This is a genomic window from Kitasatospora sp. McL0602, from assembly GCF_052076145.1.
In the GTDB taxonomy this organism is placed as follows: Bacteria; Actinomycetota; Actinomycetes; order Streptomycetales; family Streptomycetaceae; genus Kitasatospora.
The window spans coordinates 3,120,803-3,135,243 of record NZ_CP197246.1 but is presented as its reverse complement, the minus strand read 5'-3'; the positions used below and the strand labels follow the sequence as shown (position 1 = coordinate 3,135,243).

Here is a 14,441-nt window from a genome sequence, read left to right as displayed (position 1 = left end):
AACCCTCTTGTTACTCACCACACCCTGACAGCTACGCGCGTTGACCCTAGGCTGCACAGGTCACGCCCATTCCCGGGCCCACCCAGCGGGCCCCGACGGTGCAGGGAACCCTCATGCCCCTTTCCGGTCAGAAGCCACCCGCCCGCCGCGGCCTCCGCCGCGCAGCCCTGGTCACCTTCGCCGCCGCCGGCCTGGTCGGCGGCCTCGTCGCGCCCAACATGTCCTCGGCGACGAGCGCCCCGAAGCCCCGGGTCGAAGACCTCCAGCTGCTCGCCATCAACGACTTCCACGGCAACCTCGAGCCCCCGGCCGGCTCCTCCGGCACCATCAAGGAGGTGGACCCGAAGACCGGTCAGGTCGTCTCCACCCCCGCCGGCGGCATCGAGTACCTGGCCACCGCGCTGCGCCAGGCCCGCGAGGGCCAGCGCAACTCCGTCACCGTCGCGGCCGGTGACATCGTCGGCGCCAGCCCGCTGCTCTCCGGGCTGTTCCACGACGAGCCGACCATCGAGGCGATGAACAAGCTCGGTCTCGACGTCACCAGCGTGGGCAACCACGAGTTCGACGAGGGCTCGAAGGAGCTGCTGCGCATGCAGCGCGGCGGCTGCCACCCCACCGACGGCTGCTACGTCGACGGCCGCACTTTCGAGGGCGCCGACTTCAAGTACCTGGCCGCCAACGTGACCAGCGAGAAGACCGGCAAGCCCATCCTCGCGCCGTACTGGATAAAGAACGTCCGGGGCGTGAAGGTCGGCTTCATCGGCGTGACGCTGGAGGGCACCCCCAACATCGTCACCGCCGAGGGCGTCAAGGGCCTGAAGTTCGGCAACGAGGTCACCACGATCAACAAGTACGCCGCCGAGCTGAAGAGCCGGGGCGTCAACTCGATCGTCGCGCTGATCCACGAGGGCGGCTACCCGGCCAGCAGCACCTACAACTACGACTGCGGCGCGGCCGGCCAGGGCATTTCCGGCCCGATCGTCGACATCGCCAAGAAGATCGACCCGGCCGTCGGCGCCATCGTCACCGGCCACACCCACAACGCGTACGCCTGCTCCATCCCGGACCCGGCGGGCAACCCCCGGTCGGTGACGAGCGCCGCGTCCTTCGGCCGGCTCTACACCGAGATCGACCTGAAGCTCGACAAGACCACCGGCACGATCATCCGGCCGTCGGTCACGGCCGCCAACCACGTCGTGCGGCAGAACGTCCCCAAGGCGCCGGACATGACGGCCCTGATCGCGTACTACAACAAGCTCGCCGCCCCGATCGCCAACCGCCCGCTCGGCTTCATCGGCGCCGACATCAACGGCCGTGGCAGCACCGACTTCGAGAAGCCGCTCGGTGACGTGATCGCCGACGCCCAGCTCGCCGGGCTCGCCGCGAAGGACAAGGGCGGCGCGCAGATCGCCTTCATGAACCCCGGCGGTATCCGCTCCGACCTGGTCTACAAGGCCTCCGGCGCCGAGGGCGACGGCGTGGTGACCTACGCCGAGGCGTTCACCGTCCAGCCGTTCACCAACATGATGCAGGTCAAGACGCTGACCGGGGCCCAGATCATCGCGCTGCTCCAGCAGCAGGTCAGCGGCCTCAACGCCGCCGCGCCGAAGATCCTCCAGTCCTCCGCCGGCCTGACCTACACCCTCGACCTGACCAAGACGGACGCCGCCCGCATCGTCGTCCCCTCGATCAAGCTGAACGGCACCCCGATCGACCCGGCCGCCTCCTACCGCGTCGCGGCCAACGAGTTCCTGGCCGGCGGCGGCGACGGCTTCCCCGCCTTCGCAGCCGGCACCGACAAGCTCGTCGGCGCCTCCGACCTCGACCTCTTCGCCGCCTACCTGGGCGCGAACAGCAAGGCCGGAGCCCCGCTGGTCGTCCCGGCCCAGAACCGCATCACCGTCGTCGGCCCCGGCTCCGACCAGGACTGACCCCACGACCGTGAGTTGCTGAGGGCGGGCACCCCACCGGGGTGCCCGCCCTCTCGTCTACGGGTGCTCCTACCCCCGGGCGTCCAGCACCTCGTGCGTGACCCGGGCAAGATCGGCGTCGGTCGGCAGCAGCGCGCGCATCTCGGGCGGCAGCGTCTCGTACGTGCTGACCGCCATCGGCTGCGTACTGCCGCGCAGCGAGTACTGGACGACCTCACTGTCGCGGCCGGCCGCGATCAGGATCCCGAGCGTGGCGTCGTCCCGGGACGGGTCGCGGACCTTGTCGTCCACCACGGCGGTGTAGAAGCCGAGTTGGCCGAGGTGAGCAGGCTGGGCGGGGACGGTCTTGAGCTCGACGACGACGTACCGGTGGAGCCGCAGGTGGTAGAAGAGCAGATCCATCCGGAACTCCTGCCCACCCACCTGGAGCGGGTACTGCCGCCCCACGAAGGCGAACCCGACCCCCAGCTCCTGGAGGAAGCGGACCACGTGCTCCACCAGGGCGTCCTCCAGATCGCGTTCGGCGTGGTCGCTGCCGAGGCGGGTGAAGTCGAGTACGTACGGGTCCTTGGTGATCTCCCGCAGCAGGTCGGACCCCTCCGGCACGGTCGTGTCGAAGTTGGAGAGGGCCGCACCCTGCCGGAGGTGGAGTTGGCTGGACAACATGTTGCTGAGCATGCTCCGCGACCAGCCGTGCTGAACGGCCTGCGCGGCGTAGAAATCCCTGGTCAGACGGTCGTCGAGGCTGTCCAGCAGGACGGTGATGTGCCCCCAGGGCAGTTGGGCAACACCTTGCTGCCCAACTGCCCGGGGTTTGGGGCCCGGTCACTGCGGTACGTCGCTCTGTCCCGGGAGGTGGACGGTGGCGAGGGCGCCCGGACCGCCGTCGTGGGCCGGGCCGAGGGTGACTTGGCCGTCGGAGTCCTCGATGGTCTGCGCGACGATCGACAAGCCGAGGCCGGAGCCCGGGAGTTGGCGGGAGGAGGGGGAGCGCCAGAAGCGGTCGAAGACGTACTGGAGCTCGTCGGAGGGGATGCCGGGGCCGTGGTCCCGTACGGTCAACACGCCCGCGCGTAGGGCGACTTCGATGCTGCCGGCGGGTGGGCTGTACTTGACGGCGTTGTCGAGCAGGTTGATCACGGCGCGTTCGAGGGCGGCGCTGTCGCCGGCGACGTACCAGGGGTTGATGTCCAGCTCGAAGACCAGCCCCGGGCCGCGCAGCCGGGCCCGCTCGACGGCGCGGTCGGCGATCTCGTGCAGGGCGACGACGGTGCGGGTCTGCTGGGGCCTGGCGGAGTCGGGGCGGGAGAGTTCGAGCAAGTCGCCGATGAGGAGGGTGAGTTCCTGCATCTGGGCCTTCATGTTGCCGAGCAGCTTGGTCTTGGTCGCCGGGGGCAGCGGGCGGCCCGTGTCGTCGCTGCGGATCATCAGGTCGACGTTGGTGCGCAGTGAGGTGAGGGGAGTCCGCAGCTCGTGCCCGGCGTCGGCGATCAGGCGGGTCTGCCGGTCGCGGGAGTTGGCGAGGGCGGTGCTCATCGAGTTGAACGAGGAGGAGAGCCGGGCGATCTCGTCGTTCCCGTGCACGGGGATGGTGGTGCCGACCTCCTCGGTACGGGCGATGTGCTCCACCACGTCCGTGAGGTTGTCCACGGGCTTGAGCGCCGACCGCGCCACGACCCGCCCGATCACCCCGGCCCCGAGCACGCCGAGCGCGGCGACCCCGAGCAGGATGAGGGCGAGCTGCTGGAGCGAGTCCTTGACGCTCTGTACGGGCGCGGCGGTGAGCAGCACGTAGGGCGCGTCCGAGGCCTGGTCGAAGGCGATGTTCACCCGGACCCGGGCGGGGGTGCCGTCGACGAAGCTGCCGTTGCGGTAGGTGACCTTGCGGCTGGGGCTGTCGAGGACGGACAGGTCGCTGGGGGCGACGTTGATGCCCTTGACGGCTCCCCAGGGCAGGCAGATCTGCTGCGCGTCGAAGACGCCCTCGGAGCTCGACTGGCCCGCCGGGCGGGGGCCGTTGTCAGGATTGTGGCGGCTGGCCTTGTTGGCGGCGGCCTGGGCCTCGGCGGTCGCCTGGGCGGTCGCCTGGGCGGCCTTCGGAGTGGTGCCGCAGGACTGGAAGGGCGTGGCGAACTGCCCGTTGCGAAGGGGGATGGGTGGTGTCGACGTCGGTGCGGCGGCCAGGTTCGTGTCGACCTGTGCGTACAGGCGGTCGCTGACGACGAACCAGCAGGCCAGGGCCGAGAGGGCGATGGCGACCGCGACCGCCGCGGCGGTGAGCATGGCCAGACGGCTTCGGAGAGAGCGCCCGCGGAACCAGGCCGTCAGGCGCCTCAGAGGCTTCACGCAGCGGCGCCCGTTGCCGGTCGGAGGGCGTAGCCGACGCCTCGGACGGTCTGGATGAGTCGCGGCATGCCGCCCTGCTCGGTCTTGCGGCGCAGGTACATCACGTACACGTCCAGCGAGTTGGAGGAGGGTTCGAAGTCGAAGCCCCAGACCGCCTTGAGGATCTGCTCCCGGGTCAGCACCTGCCTGGGGTGGGAGAGGAACATCTCCAGCAGCATGAACTCCGTGCGGGTCAGCTCGATCGGCTTGCCCTCGCGGGTGACCTCCCTCGTCGCGGTGTTCATCCGCAGGTCGCCGAAGGCCAGCACCTCGCTGTCGTCCTCCTCGACGGCGGCCCGTGCCGCCTCGGCGGCGATGGCGTTGCGCCGCAGGAGGGCGCGGACGCGGGCCAGCAGCTCGTCGAGTTCGAAGGGCTTGGCGAGGTAGTCGTCGGCGCCGACGTCCAGGCCGGTGACGCGGTCGCCGACGGCGTCCCTCGCGGTGAGCATCAGGACGGGGGCGGTGTCGCCGCGCGAGCGCATTCGGCGGACGGCGGTGAGGCCGTCCATCCGGGGCATCATGATGTCGAGCAGCACCAGGTCGGGGCGCTCGCGCTCGACGGCGTCGAGGGCCTCGAAGCCGTCGGTGGCGGTCAGTACCTCGTAGCCCTCGAAGGCGAGGCTGCTCTCCAGGGCGTCCCGCAGCGCGGGCTCGTCGTCGACCACGAGGAGGCGGGCGGGGGCGCCCAGGCCCTCGGCGGGGGTGCGGTCGTCGGCGGGGGGAGTCATGGGCGCTGGGCCTTTCTGAGACCGTGAGCTGCTGCGGGTGAGGGTGCTGCCATTGTCCGCCGTCCCGGGCGGTGACGGGTGGTGACGGGCGGAAGTCAGACGTTCTGTCCGGCCTGGAGCTTCGGCAGGACGTGCTTGACGTCGTTGATCGGGATGGCGAAGCCGAGGCCGACGCTGCCCGCGCTGCTGGTGTCGGAGGTGGAGTTGGAGCCCGAGGCGGAGTACATCGCCGAGTTGAGGCCGATGACCTGGCCGGCGGAGTTGATCAGCGGGCCGCCGGAGTTGCCGGGGTTGAGGGCGGCGTCGGTCTGGAAGGCCTTGTAGGTGGCGGTGTCGCCGGAGGCGGCCGAGCGGTTCGAGGAGCGGCCGTTCAGGCCGGGCAGGTCGGGGAAGCCGAAGCCGCCGTTGCTGCTGGTGGTGCCCTCGTCGACCTGCACGCTGACCTGGCGGTTCTTGGCGCTGATGATGCCGGAGGTGACGGTGCCGGTGAGGCCCTCGGGGTTGCCGATGGCGACGACGGCGTCGCCGACGGCGGTGTTGTCGGAGTCGCCCAGGGTGGCGGGGGTGAGGCCGCTGACGCCGGAGGCGGTGATGACGGCGATGTCCGTGGCCTTGTCGGTGCCGGTGACGGTGGCGCTCGCGGTGGAGCCGTTTTTGAAGGTGACGGTGGTCTGCCCGCCGCCGTCGACGGCCCCGGAGATCACGTGGAAGTTGGTGAGGATCTGGCCGCCGGAGGTGAGCACCACGCCGGTGCCGGTCGCGGTGCCGCTGCTGGTCTTGACGGTGATCTGGACGACGCTGGGGGAGACGGCCTTGGCGATCGCGGCGACGTCGGCGGTGCCGTCGGACTTGGCGGCGACGGGGCTGACGATCGTGCTGGTGCTGCTGCCGCCGGAGCCGTCCCGGCCGTCGGCGATCACCCCGCCCGCCACTCCGCCGAGGACGGCGGCCACGGCGGCGACGGCGGTGACCAGGGCCAGCCGCCCCTTCAGGAAGCTGCGGCGGGCGTGGCCGCCGTGCTGCGGCACGGTGCCCTCCGCCACGTGAGGGCCCGGGTAGGCGTACGCACCGGGGGTGGTCTGCTCTGCGGAGTCACGCTGCTGCTCGGTCATGGATCAAACCGTCCGCCCGCCGGATGAAGAGCGGATGAGAGCCGGGTCAGAACGGTCCGAGAAGCCCGTTCGGTTCTCATAAAGCCAGGTCAAGCGGAGGTAAGCGGAAGCGGGCCGAACGGATCAGCAGCCGCAGGAGCGGCGGACGACCAGCCGGGACGGGAACTTCCGGACCCGCTCGGTGTCCGAACCGGGCACCATCAGGGAGTCGTCCAGCACCAGGTCGACGGCGGCGCGGGCCATCGCGTCCCGGTCGGAGGCGACGGTGGTCAGCGGCGGGTCGGCGAGCGCGGCCTCGGGGACGTCGTCGAAGCCGACCACCGCGAGGTCCTCCGGCACCCGCAGGCCCACCTCGCGGGCGGCCCGCAGGACGCCGATCGCCTGGTCGTCGGTGGAGCAGAAGACGGCGCGCGGCCGGTCGGGGGAGCTCAGCAGGCCGATCGCGACCTCGTACGCGCCGTACCGGTGGAACGGCGCGTCGACGAGGTACTGCTCGGTGGGCAGGCCGTGGGCGTCCATGGCGCGCTGCCAGCCCTCGACGTGGTCGATGACCGGGTCGCCGGGGACGGGGGTGTCGACGGGGCCGCCGAAGCAGGAGACGGACGGGTAGCCGTGCACCTCAAGCAGGTGCCGGACGGCCAGCTCAGCGCCGCCGACGTCGTCCGTCACCACCGACACGTCGTCGATCGCCTCGGGGCGGCGGTGCAGCAGCACCACTTTCGCGCCCTCTATGGCGGCGAACTCCTTGGCGGCCTGCTGCGGCGCGCCCTGGCTGACCAGGATCAGCCCGGAGACGCGCATCCCGAGGAAGGCGCGGACGTAGTGCATCTCGCGGTCGTCGACGTAGTCGGAGTTGCCGATCAGGACGAGCTTGCCGCGGTCGGAGGCCGCGCGTTCGACCGCGTGCGCCATCTCGGCGAAGAACGGCTGGCGCGCGTCGGGGACGACCATGCCGATCAGGTTGGTGCGCCGGGAGGCCATCGCCTGGGCGACGCTGTTCGGCCGGTAGCCGAGCTGCTCGATCGCCGCGAGCACCTTCTCCTTGGTCGCGGGCGCGACCGGGCGCGGCCCGTTGTTGATGACGTAGCTGACGACCGCGGTCGAGGTCCCAGCCAGTCGGGCTACATCGTCGCGCGTCACCTTGGCCACGGGGGGAGTCTACGCGGGTGGCCCCTTGCGGGGGCGGGGGATGTCAGCTGTCTCACAACGGCCGTACCGCACTTTGTGACATAACCGGACAGGCCGGGCGCTGACCCGCCCGGCCTGTCCGGATGACGGCCGTCCCGAGCAGCGGGGGGTCAGACCTCGTGCGTGATGACGGAGCGCTGCTCCAGGCCGGGCCGCTCGCCCTTGTCCGGCTTCTCCGGGATGACGAAGCGGTAGCCGACGTTGCGGACGGTGCCGATCAGCTGCTCGTGCTCGACGCCGAGCTTGGCCCGCAGGCGCCGGACGTGCACGTCCACCGTCCGGGTGCCGCCGAAGTAGTCGTAGCCCCAGACCTCCTGGAGCAGCTGCGCCCGGGTGAAGACCCGTCCGGGGTGCTGGGCGAGGTACTTGAGCAGCTCGAACTCCTTGAAGGTGAGGTCGAGCACCCGGCCCTTGATCTTGGCGGAGTAGGTGGCCTCGTCGACCGAGAGGTCGCCGTTGCGGATCTCCATCGGGCTGTCGTCCACCGAGACCTGGAGCCGGCCCATGGCGAGCCGCAGCCGGGCCTCGACCTCGGCCGGGCCCGCGGTGTCGAGCAGCACGTCGTCGATGCCCCACTCGGCGGTGACGGCGGCCAGGCCGCCCTCGGTGACGACGAGGATCAGCGGGCAGCCGATGCCGGTGGAGCGCAGCAGCTGGCAGAGGCTGCGGATCTGCGGCAGGTCACGCCGGCCGTCGACCAGTATGACGTCGGCGCTCGGGGTGTCGACCAGGGCCGATCCCTCGGCCGGCGCCACCCGCACGTTGTGCAGCAGCAGGCCCAGCGCGGGCAGCACCTCGGCGGAAGGCTGGAGAGCGTTGGTGAGCAGGAGGAGAGAACTCATACCCGGTTAGTCCCCTTTCCGGGTCGTCGCGGTCACAGCGGAGTGCGGGCCGTCGCACGCGGCGGGCACGGTTGCCGTGGCAGGTGGGGGAGACGCGTCCACACGGTGAGACCCGGCCGACTCGGGGGCGCGCAGGGCGGTACGGGGCGCGTGCCGGAGGTCCCGCAACCCCTGGTGCCCCTTCACTGCTCTGCTCATCCGCGAACCTTCCGGTCTGCTCCCGCCCCGGGCTCGCGGCCCGGCGCAGGCACTGCCGCTCCCTGCTCACCGCGGGCACACCGTTGTGCCGCTTCTGCGGGGCGGTCCTGGCCGGTGCGGCGCGGGTGGGGCGCCGAAGGCCAGGACGTTCCGTGCTGGCGTCCTGAAAACACAAAAGGACCCGGGGGCGACTCTGCCCAGGTCCCTCACGCCACGAGAATAGCCGACCACTCCCCGCTGCGGGAGGGCCCCGCGGGCCCGGCTGCGTCACAACGGGCGGCCGGAGGGCGTGACCCCGGCCACGTGCGGCGCGTTCTCCCGGTGCCCGCGCGCCGCCCCTGCGACCAGCAGGGTTGCCCGACCGGCCACCCGGCGGTCCATCATGGGAGCCGCACCGGCCGCACAGTACGTGTACACCTACGGCGTGGGCGGCAGGGCAACAGAGCCGGGCCGCCGCACCGGGCGAGGACGACGAGGAGGGGTTGCCGTGACCGCAACCACCAATGCCGGCACCGAGCAGACTTCAGCCGGGAGAGTGACGGCTCCGCGTACCGGCGCGATGACGGCGCCCGTCGGCGGGACGATCCACTACTGGGCCGCCGCCAAGGCCGCCGCCGGTGTCGCAGAGGAGCCCTACCGCGCCGCGACGCTCGCCGAGGCCCTCGCCGCCGTCCGTACCCGCCACGCCGACCGGCCCCAGCTGCTCCGGGTGCTCGACCACTGCTCGTACCTGGTCGACGGCGCACAGGTCGGCAGCCGCCCGCACGCCGAGGTCCCGCTCACCGAGGGCGGCAGCGTCGAGGTGCTGCCCCCCTTCGCGGGCGGGTGACCCGATGACGACCACCGCCCCCGGCACCACCAGCGCTCCCGCCCGCTCACCGATCATCGAACCGGGCCTGACACCCGCGCTGCTCACCGGCGTGCTGGCCGCCCTGCTCGCGGCGGCGTCCTGGCTCGGCGTGCCCGTCCTCGCGGTCGCCGTGCTGCAGGTGCTGACGGCAGCCGGCTGGTTCCGCCTGCACGGCATGTGGCCCGCCCGGCAGGGCATCGCGCTCGCCGCCCTCACGGGCTTCGCCGCCGACGCGGCGGTGCTGGCCGGGGGCGGCGCGGCCGGGCTGCTCGGGGCGCTCGGCGCGGCGACCGTCCTGGTGCTCGTCCTGCAGACCCTGCGGCCCACCGACCCGGCGGAGCGGTTCTACGCCCTGACGGTGCTCGGCTCGGGCGCGGGGCTGGCCGGGCTCTGCGGCGCGCTGCTGCTCAGCGACTCCGTCCCGGCGGCAGCGGCGGCCGTCGCGGCGGCCGTCCTCGCCGCCTCGGCGGCCACCGCACTCCGCCTCCCGGCCGCCGCGGGCTCGGCCGCCGGGCTGCTGCTCGGCACCGCGACGGCCCTGCTCACCGGCGCCTCGCCGCTGCTCGCGGCGCTCGCCGCCGTCGGCGCACTGATCGGCCGTCGGGTCGCCTCGTACGACTTCCCCAGCCGCTTCGTCCACCTGACGGCGGGGGTGGCGCTCCCACTGGCCGTCGCGGCGCCGCTGCTCTGGCTGCGCTGAGGGCCGGGCCGAAAGCGGAACCCTCGTCCGGTGCCGGGCGTCGTACGTCAGGACGTGCACGACACGCAGCGCGTGCACGAAGACGACGACGGGAGCACCTGATGCGCGGCCTGGTGAAGCTGACGATCGGTCTGGTGGTGCTCGGGGGGCTGCTGTTCGGGGCGGACCGGGTCGCGGTGGGGGTGGCGGAGGACCAGGCGGCGGACAAGCTGGTGAGCAGTGGCCGGCTGAGCAGCCGCCCGCACGTGTCGATCGGCGGGTTCCCCTTCCTGACGCAGGCGGTCACGGGCCGCCTCGACGACGTCCGGCTCTCCGGTGAGGGTGTGACGGCGACCGACGGGCGGGAGCGGATCGCGCTGCGCTCCTTCAGCGCCCGGCTCTCGGGGGTGGAGTTCGACAGCGGCTACAGCAGTGCGACCGTCCGCACCGGCAGCGGCAGCGGGCTCGTCCCGTACCCGGACGTCGCCCGGCTGCTGGCGGGCGGCGGGCGGCCGGTGGAGCTCGCGTACGCCGGGCCGGGCAAGGTGAAGGCCACCCTCGCTGGGCTGCCGCTGGGGCAGGGCAACGTGCACAGTGCCGGCAACACCATCACTGCCGACGGCTTCCAACTCCAGGGTGTGGCATCCCTGTTGGGCGGTGCGGGGGGCGAGGCTCTCGAGGCGCGCAGTGTCACCCTCAGCTACCTCCCGGCCGGGCTGGGGCTGGCCTCGGCGACCCCGCAGCCGGACGGCCTGCTGCTCACCTTCCAGGGCAGCAACATCAAGCTGCTCGGCTGAGCGCCGGCCGTCGCGACCTCGAGCCGGGCCCACACGGTGCGGAAAGGCGCCAGATCTCATATGTCGGATCAAAAAGTCTCAGCATTCGGTACGCTGATGACAGCCCCCGCCTCCGGTCCCTAGCATCGTCGGCATGAAGCGACAGGCGGACCTCACGAAGCGGCGGGCGGTAGACCTGTGCCGCGTCTCCGCCTGCCTGTGTCGAATGCGCTGACAGGGCGGTTCTGACCGGTACCACCGGCCCGCCCAACCCCTTGCCACTGGCTTGACCTGGCACGCTTGCGCCCGCAGGCCGCCAGATGCACCCCAGCACCCGGAACGACAGCACGGCGCCACCTGTAGACACACCCGTCTCAGTATTCGGACAGAAGTTCGGACCGCTCGGCCGCCGCGCACCCTCTGAGCAGCCCCTTCCGCAAACCGCCCCCGGATGGAGAACATCACCATGAGCCGCAGTGACGTCCTGGTAGACGCTGACTGGGTCCAGGACCGCCTGGACGACCCGAAGGTCGTCGTCGTCGAGGTCGACGAGGACACCACCGCGTACGAGAAGAACCACATCCGCAACGCCGTCCGGATCGACTGGAAGCAGGACCTCCAGGACCCGATCCGCCGCGACTTCGTGGACCAGGCGGGCTTCGAGGCGCTGCTGAGCCGCAAGGGCATCGGCAACGACGACACCGTCGTCCTCTACGGCGGCAACAACAACTGGTTCGCCAGCTACGCCTACTGGTACTTCAAGCTCTACGGCCACGGCGATGTCCGCCTGCTCGACGGCGGCCGCAAGAAGTGGGAGCTGGACTCCCGCGAGCTCGTCGCCGCCGTGCCCGAGCGCGCCGCGACGGAGTACAAGGCGCAGGCCCAGGACACCTCGATCCGTGCCTACCGCGACGACGTGCTGGCCGCGATCGGCACCCTGAACCTGGTCGACGTGCGCTCGCCCGACGAGTTCGCCGGCCGCCTGCTCGCCCCGGCCCACCTCCCGCAGGAGCAGTCGCAGCGTCCGGGCCACGTCCCGAGTGCCCGCAACATCCCGTGGGCGAAGAACGCCAACGACGACGGCACCTTCAAGAGCGACGACGAGCTGCGCGAGCTCTACCAGGCCGAGGGCATCGACCTGGCGAAGGACACCATCGCCTACTGCCGCATCGGCGAGCGCTCCGCGCTCACCTGGTTCGTGCTGCACCAGCTGCTGGGCCAGGAGAACGTCAAGAACTACGACGGCTCCTGGACCGAGTACGGCAGCCTGGTCGGCGTGCCGATCGAGCTCGGCAACTGAAGCCCGGCCCTACCCACCAAGGCATAGAGGAGTAAAGAACATGTGCGGTGCACAGGCCGGCGGCCCGGATCTGGCAGGAGTTGACGTGGCCAAGGAGACCATCATCCAGGGCTCGGTGACCAAGAACGGCGAGCCCGTCAACGGTTACGTCCGTCTGCTCGACGACAAGGGCGAGTTCACCGCCGAGGTCCCGACCTCGGCGACGGGACAGTTCCGCTTCTTCGCCCGCCCGGGTACCTGGACGCTCCGCGCCCTCGTCCCCGGCGCGACGGTCGACCGTCAGGTGGTGACCTCCAAGGAGGTCAACCCGACCGAGGTCGCGATCGCGGTCTGAGACCGCGCAGGAACGCTCCACGGAACACCCTGAGGACCCCTGCCCCGGCAGGGGTCCTCAGCCGTACCGTGGAGGGGTGCAGGCACACCAGCGGCATGTGCGCTACTTCGTCATGATGGGCGGCTGCATCGGCCTGTTCGTCCTGGCCTGGGGCGTCGTGCGCTTCTGGTCGGTGCCCGCCGCGATCGGGATGTGCGTGGTCGCGATGGTCATCCCGCCGCTCGCGGCGGTCTTCGCCAACAAGCGCGACCCGGACGACGACTGGTGGAACGACCCGCGCTGGGACAACCCCGACTGGGACGACCCCGGCCACGACCGGGACCACCCCGACCGCGACCACCCTGACCACTAATAGACGAGCGCCTGCACGCCGTCGGCCATGATCTCGCTGACGAAGACCTGCGCGCCCGCGATGCGGACACCCTTCAGTACGTCGTCCGCGCCGATGCCCCGCCGGGTCGCGCACTGCGTGCACAGGGTCACCTGCCCGACGGCGAGCACGGCCTCCAGCAGCTCCGGCAGCGGAGCCGCGTGCGGCAGCTCGAACTCGGCGGCCCGGCCCGGCAGCGCGAACCACGAGGACTCGCCCGTCAGCCAGAGCGAGACCTCGACCCCGCTGGCGACGGCGACCGCCGCCACGGTGAAGGCCTGCGAGCAGCGCTCCGGCGCGTCGGCCCCGGCAGTGACCTTGATGACCAGCTTCTTCGACATAGTCGAACCCTAGCGTCGGAGTGTCGGGGCTCACCGAGACCGGCAGGCCGCCGCCGGATAGACTCGGCGGCGTTCAACACCCCGTCCACAGCCTGTCCGCCGCCGCAACTGGGAGTGCCTCGTGAGCCCGCTGGAAATCTTCTTCGACGCCCTGCTCGCCCTGATGGCCGTCCTGATCACCTGGTTCGCCATCTTCTCGGTGATGAAGCTGTACCAGGGCCAGCGCTGACGCTGCCGTACGGTTGAGGCAGCCCCACACCGACGACAGTGACCTAGGACCATGATCGAGATCCCCTCAGACCTCCACAAGGACGTCGTTTCGCTCGCCTTCCTCCTCGGTACCTGGGAGGGCGCGGGTGTCTATGACTTCCCGGGCGCAGAGAAGTGCAACTTCGGCCAGGAGATCGTCTTCCGGCACGACGGCCGCCCGTTCCTGGAGTTCCGCTCCCGTACCTGGGTGCTGGACAACGACGGTGAGAAGGTCCGCCCGCTGGAGAACGAGCACTCCTTCTGGCGGGTGACGAGCAACCGGCACGGCGCCGCCGGCGAGCGCGAGATCGAGATCTCCTCCGTCCGCGACGACGGCACCGTCGAGATCTGGTACGGCAAGCTGCACGACGGCAAGCCGCAGATCGACGTGGCGACCGACGCAGTCGCCCGGATCGAGGGCTCCGCCGCGTACACCGGTGGCAAGCGGCTCTACGGCCTGGCCAACGAAGAGCTGCTCTGGGTCGGCGAGAAGGCCGCCCCCGAGGTGCCGCTCCGGCCGTACATGTCGGCGCAGCTCAAGAAGGTGCTCAACCAGGCGAAGCTGATCCAGGACCTCGCGGACCTGCCGGACGACGGCATCGCCTTCTTCCGCTGATCCCAGGTGCACCGTAGGGGCCGGTCGTCGACCGGTCCCTACACTTGTTCTCACGACCTCGACCCGGGCAGGGACAGCACAGTGGCGAACACGGACACCCCCTCCGACTGGACTGCCGACCTGCGCCGGCGCGGGTACCGCCTGACGCCGCAGCGCCAGTTGGTGCTGGAGGCGGTCGACGTGCTCGACCACGCGACCCCGGACGAGATCCTCGGCCAGGTCCGCCGGACGGCGAGCGGCGTCAACATCTCCACGGTCTACCGCACCCTGGAGCTGCTGGAGGAGCTCGGCCTGGTCTCGCACGCCCACCTCGGCCACGGCGCCCCCACGTACCACCTGGCGGGCCGTCACACCCACCTCCACCTGGTCTGCCGGGACTGCGAGAAGGTGACCGAGACCGACACCGCGATCGCGGCCCCGCTGATCGACAGCCTGCGGGCCCAGCACGGCTTCGACACCGACCTCAAGCACTTCGCGATCTTCGGCCGCTGCGCGGACTGCACGGCCAAGTTGAGCTGAGCGCACGCGTAAGCTCGGCGGTA

17 protein-coding genes and 1 pseudogene are annotated in these 14,441 nt (G+C 71.2%); 10 read left to right on the top strand and 8 right to left on the bottom strand.

Translation table 11 applies throughout. The features are described from left to right. Window positions 1–113 precede the first annotated feature (113 nt). On the top strand, window positions 114–1,931 hold the full coding sequence (locus ACR68M_RS14145) for a bifunctional metallophosphatase/5'-nucleotidase (RefSeq protein ID WP_441250834.1): 1,818 nt from the start codon (window positions 114–116) through the stop codon (window positions 1,929–1,931). Between the two features lie 69 nt (window positions 1,932–2,000). Here ACR68M_RS14145 and ACR68M_RS14140 read toward each other — a convergent pair whose 3' ends face one another. From ACR68M_RS14140 to ACR68M_RS14110, 7 genes and pseudogenes are all read right to left on the bottom strand, one after another. Continuing rightward, entirely contained in the window at window positions 2,001–2,597 is a 597-nt protein-coding gene (locus ACR68M_RS14140) for a PDDEXK nuclease domain-containing protein (RefSeq protein ID WP_441250833.1), read from the bottom strand. Between the two features lie 33 nt (window positions 2,598–2,630). Continuing rightward, window positions 2,631–2,684, bottom strand: a pseudogene (locus ACR68M_RS14135) (hypothetical protein); the annotation flags it as partial. 72 nt (window positions 2,685–2,756) lie between these two features. Further along, window positions 2,757–4,214: a HAMP domain-containing sensor histidine kinase gene (locus tag ACR68M_RS14130; protein WP_441250832.1), complete on the bottom strand. Its 1,458-nt coding sequence runs from the start codon at window positions 4,212–4,214 to the stop codon at window positions 2,757–2,759. A 59-nt stretch (window positions 4,215–4,273) separates the two neighbouring features. Further along, window positions 4,274–5,044: a response regulator transcription factor gene (locus tag ACR68M_RS14125; RefSeq protein WP_441250831.1), complete on the bottom strand. Its 771-nt coding sequence runs from the start codon at window positions 5,042–5,044 to the stop codon at window positions 4,274–4,276. A 95-nt stretch (window positions 5,045–5,139) separates the two neighbouring features. Continuing rightward, entirely contained in the window at window positions 5,140–6,156 is a 1,017-nt protein-coding gene (locus tag ACR68M_RS14120; RefSeq protein ID WP_441250830.1) for a S1C family serine protease, read from the bottom strand. Window positions 6,157–6,279: 123 nt separating this feature from the next. Beyond that, window positions 6,280–7,305, bottom strand: coding sequence for a LacI family DNA-binding transcriptional regulator (locus ACR68M_RS14115; RefSeq protein WP_441250829.1), 1,026 nt, complete (start codon window positions 7,303–7,305; stop codon window positions 6,280–6,282). A 149-nt stretch (window positions 7,306–7,454) separates the two neighbouring features. Further along, the gene (locus tag ACR68M_RS14110) at window positions 7,455–8,186 is read right to left on the bottom strand and encodes a response regulator transcription factor (protein ID WP_441250828.1); all 732 of its coding nucleotides are present in this window, start codon (window positions 8,184–8,186) and stop codon (window positions 7,455–7,457) included. Window positions 8,187–8,943: 757 nt separating this feature from the next. Here ACR68M_RS14110 and ACR68M_RS14105 point away from each other — a divergent pair. The 7 genes from ACR68M_RS14105 (at window position 8,944) to ACR68M_RS14075 (ending at window position 12,675) form a co-directional block, all read left to right on the top strand. After that, on the top strand, window positions 8,944–9,213 hold the full coding sequence (locus ACR68M_RS14105; protein ID WP_441251614.1) for a MoaD/ThiS family protein: 270 nt from the start codon (window positions 8,944–8,946) through the stop codon (window positions 9,211–9,213). Window positions 9,214–9,217: 4 nt separating this feature from the next. After that, the gene (locus ACR68M_RS14100; RefSeq protein ID WP_441250827.1) at window positions 9,218–9,934 is read left to right on the top strand and encodes a hypothetical protein; all 717 of its coding nucleotides are present in this window, start codon (window positions 9,218–9,220) and stop codon (window positions 9,932–9,934) included. A gap of 101 nt (window positions 9,935–10,035) precedes the next feature. Further along, the gene (locus ACR68M_RS14095; RefSeq protein ID WP_441250826.1) at window positions 10,036–10,710 is read left to right on the top strand and encodes an LmeA family phospholipid-binding protein; all 675 of its coding nucleotides are present in this window, start codon (window positions 10,036–10,038) and stop codon (window positions 10,708–10,710) included. Between the two features lie 133 nt (window positions 10,711–10,843). Further along, window positions 10,844–10,924 (top strand): putative leader peptide, encoded by an 81-nt coding sequence (locus ACR68M_RS14090; protein ID WP_350529122.1) that lies wholly within the window; start codon window positions 10,844–10,846, stop codon window positions 10,922–10,924. Window positions 10,925–11,155: 231 nt separating this feature from the next. Continuing rightward, window positions 11,156–11,989: a sulfurtransferase gene (locus tag ACR68M_RS14085; RefSeq protein ID WP_441250825.1), complete on the top strand. Its 834-nt coding sequence runs from the start codon at window positions 11,156–11,158 to the stop codon at window positions 11,987–11,989. Window positions 11,990–12,029: 40 nt separating this feature from the next. Beyond that, window positions 12,030–12,323 carry a DUF1416 domain-containing protein gene (locus ACR68M_RS14080; RefSeq protein ID WP_441250824.1) on the top strand — a complete coding sequence of 98 codons (294 nt, stop codon included), beginning with the start codon at window positions 12,030–12,032 and terminating at the stop codon, window positions 12,321–12,323. 76 nt (window positions 12,324–12,399) lie between these two features. Then, window positions 12,400–12,675, top strand: coding sequence for a DUF3099 domain-containing protein (locus ACR68M_RS14075; protein ID WP_441250823.1), 276 nt, complete (start codon window positions 12,400–12,402; stop codon window positions 12,673–12,675). Here the strand turns inward: ACR68M_RS14075 and ACR68M_RS14070 are convergent. Further along, window positions 12,672–13,034 (bottom strand): DsrE family protein, encoded by a 363-nt coding sequence (locus ACR68M_RS14070; protein ID WP_441250822.1) that lies wholly within the window; start codon window positions 13,032–13,034, stop codon window positions 12,672–12,674. The two genes, ACR68M_RS14075 and ACR68M_RS14070, sit on opposite strands and share 4 nt — an antisense overlap. Window positions 13,035–13,314: 280 nt before the next feature. Here ACR68M_RS14070 and ACR68M_RS14065 point away from each other — a divergent pair, with 280 nt between their 5' ends. Together ACR68M_RS14065 and ACR68M_RS14060 are read left to right on the top strand one after the other, a co-directional pair. Further along, window positions 13,315–13,899 (top strand): FABP family protein, encoded by a 585-nt coding sequence (locus tag ACR68M_RS14065; protein ID WP_441250821.1) that lies wholly within the window; start codon window positions 13,315–13,317, stop codon window positions 13,897–13,899. Window positions 13,900–13,980: 81 nt separating this feature from the next. Beyond that, window positions 13,981–14,418, top strand: coding sequence for a Fur family transcriptional regulator (locus tag ACR68M_RS14060; protein ID WP_441250820.1), 438 nt, complete (start codon window positions 13,981–13,983; stop codon window positions 14,416–14,418). The last annotated feature ends 23 nt before the right edge of the window (window positions 14,419–14,441 follow it).

Bases quoted from the DNA above. Each gene is read 5' to 3' on its own strand.
- ACR68M_RS14145 (WP_441250834.1), top strand. From the start codon at position 114: ATGCCCCTTTCCGGTCAGAAGCCACCCGCCCGCCGCGGCCTCCGCCGC.
- ACR68M_RS14140 (WP_441250833.1), bottom strand. From the start codon at position 2,597: ATGTTGTCCAGCCAACTCCACCTCCGGCAGGGTGCGGCCCTCTCCAAC.
- ACR68M_RS14130 (WP_441250832.1), bottom strand. From the start codon at position 4,214: ATGCTCACCGCCGCGGCGGTCGCGGTCGCCATCGCCCTCTCGGCCCTG.
- ACR68M_RS14125 (WP_441250831.1), bottom strand. From the start codon at position 5,044: ATGACTCCCCCCGCCGACGACCGCACCCCCGCCGAGGGCCTGGGCGCC.
- ACR68M_RS14120 (WP_441250830.1), bottom strand. From the start codon at position 6,156: ATGACCGAGCAGCAGCGTGACTCCGCAGAGCAGACCACCCCCGGTGCG.
- ACR68M_RS14110 (WP_441250828.1), bottom strand. From the start codon at position 8,186: ATGAGTTCTCTCCTCCTGCTCACCAACGCTCTCCAGCCTTCCGCCGAG.
- ACR68M_RS14105 (WP_441251614.1), top strand. From the start codon at position 8,944: ATGACGGCGCCCGTCGGCGGGACGATCCACTACTGGGCCGCCGCCAAG.
- ACR68M_RS14100 (WP_441250827.1), top strand. From the start codon at position 9,218: ATGACGACCACCGCCCCCGGCACCACCAGCGCTCCCGCCCGCTCACCG.
- ACR68M_RS14095 (WP_441250826.1), top strand. From the start codon at position 10,036: ATGCGCGGCCTGGTGAAGCTGACGATCGGTCTGGTGGTGCTCGGGGGG.
- ACR68M_RS14090 (WP_350529122.1), top strand. From the start codon at position 10,844: ATGAAGCGACAGGCGGACCTCACGAAGCGGCGGGCGGTAGACCTGTGC.
- ACR68M_RS14085 (WP_441250825.1), top strand. From the start codon at position 11,156: ATGAGCCGCAGTGACGTCCTGGTAGACGCTGACTGGGTCCAGGACCGC.
- ACR68M_RS14080 (WP_441250824.1), top strand. From the start codon at position 12,030: ATGTGCGGTGCACAGGCCGGCGGCCCGGATCTGGCAGGAGTTGACGTG.
- ACR68M_RS14070 (WP_441250822.1), bottom strand. From the start codon at position 13,034: ATGTCGAAGAAGCTGGTCATCAAGGTCACTGCCGGGGCCGACGCGCCG.
- ACR68M_RS14065 (WP_441250821.1), top strand. From the start codon at position 13,315: ATGATCGAGATCCCCTCAGACCTCCACAAGGACGTCGTTTCGCTCGCC.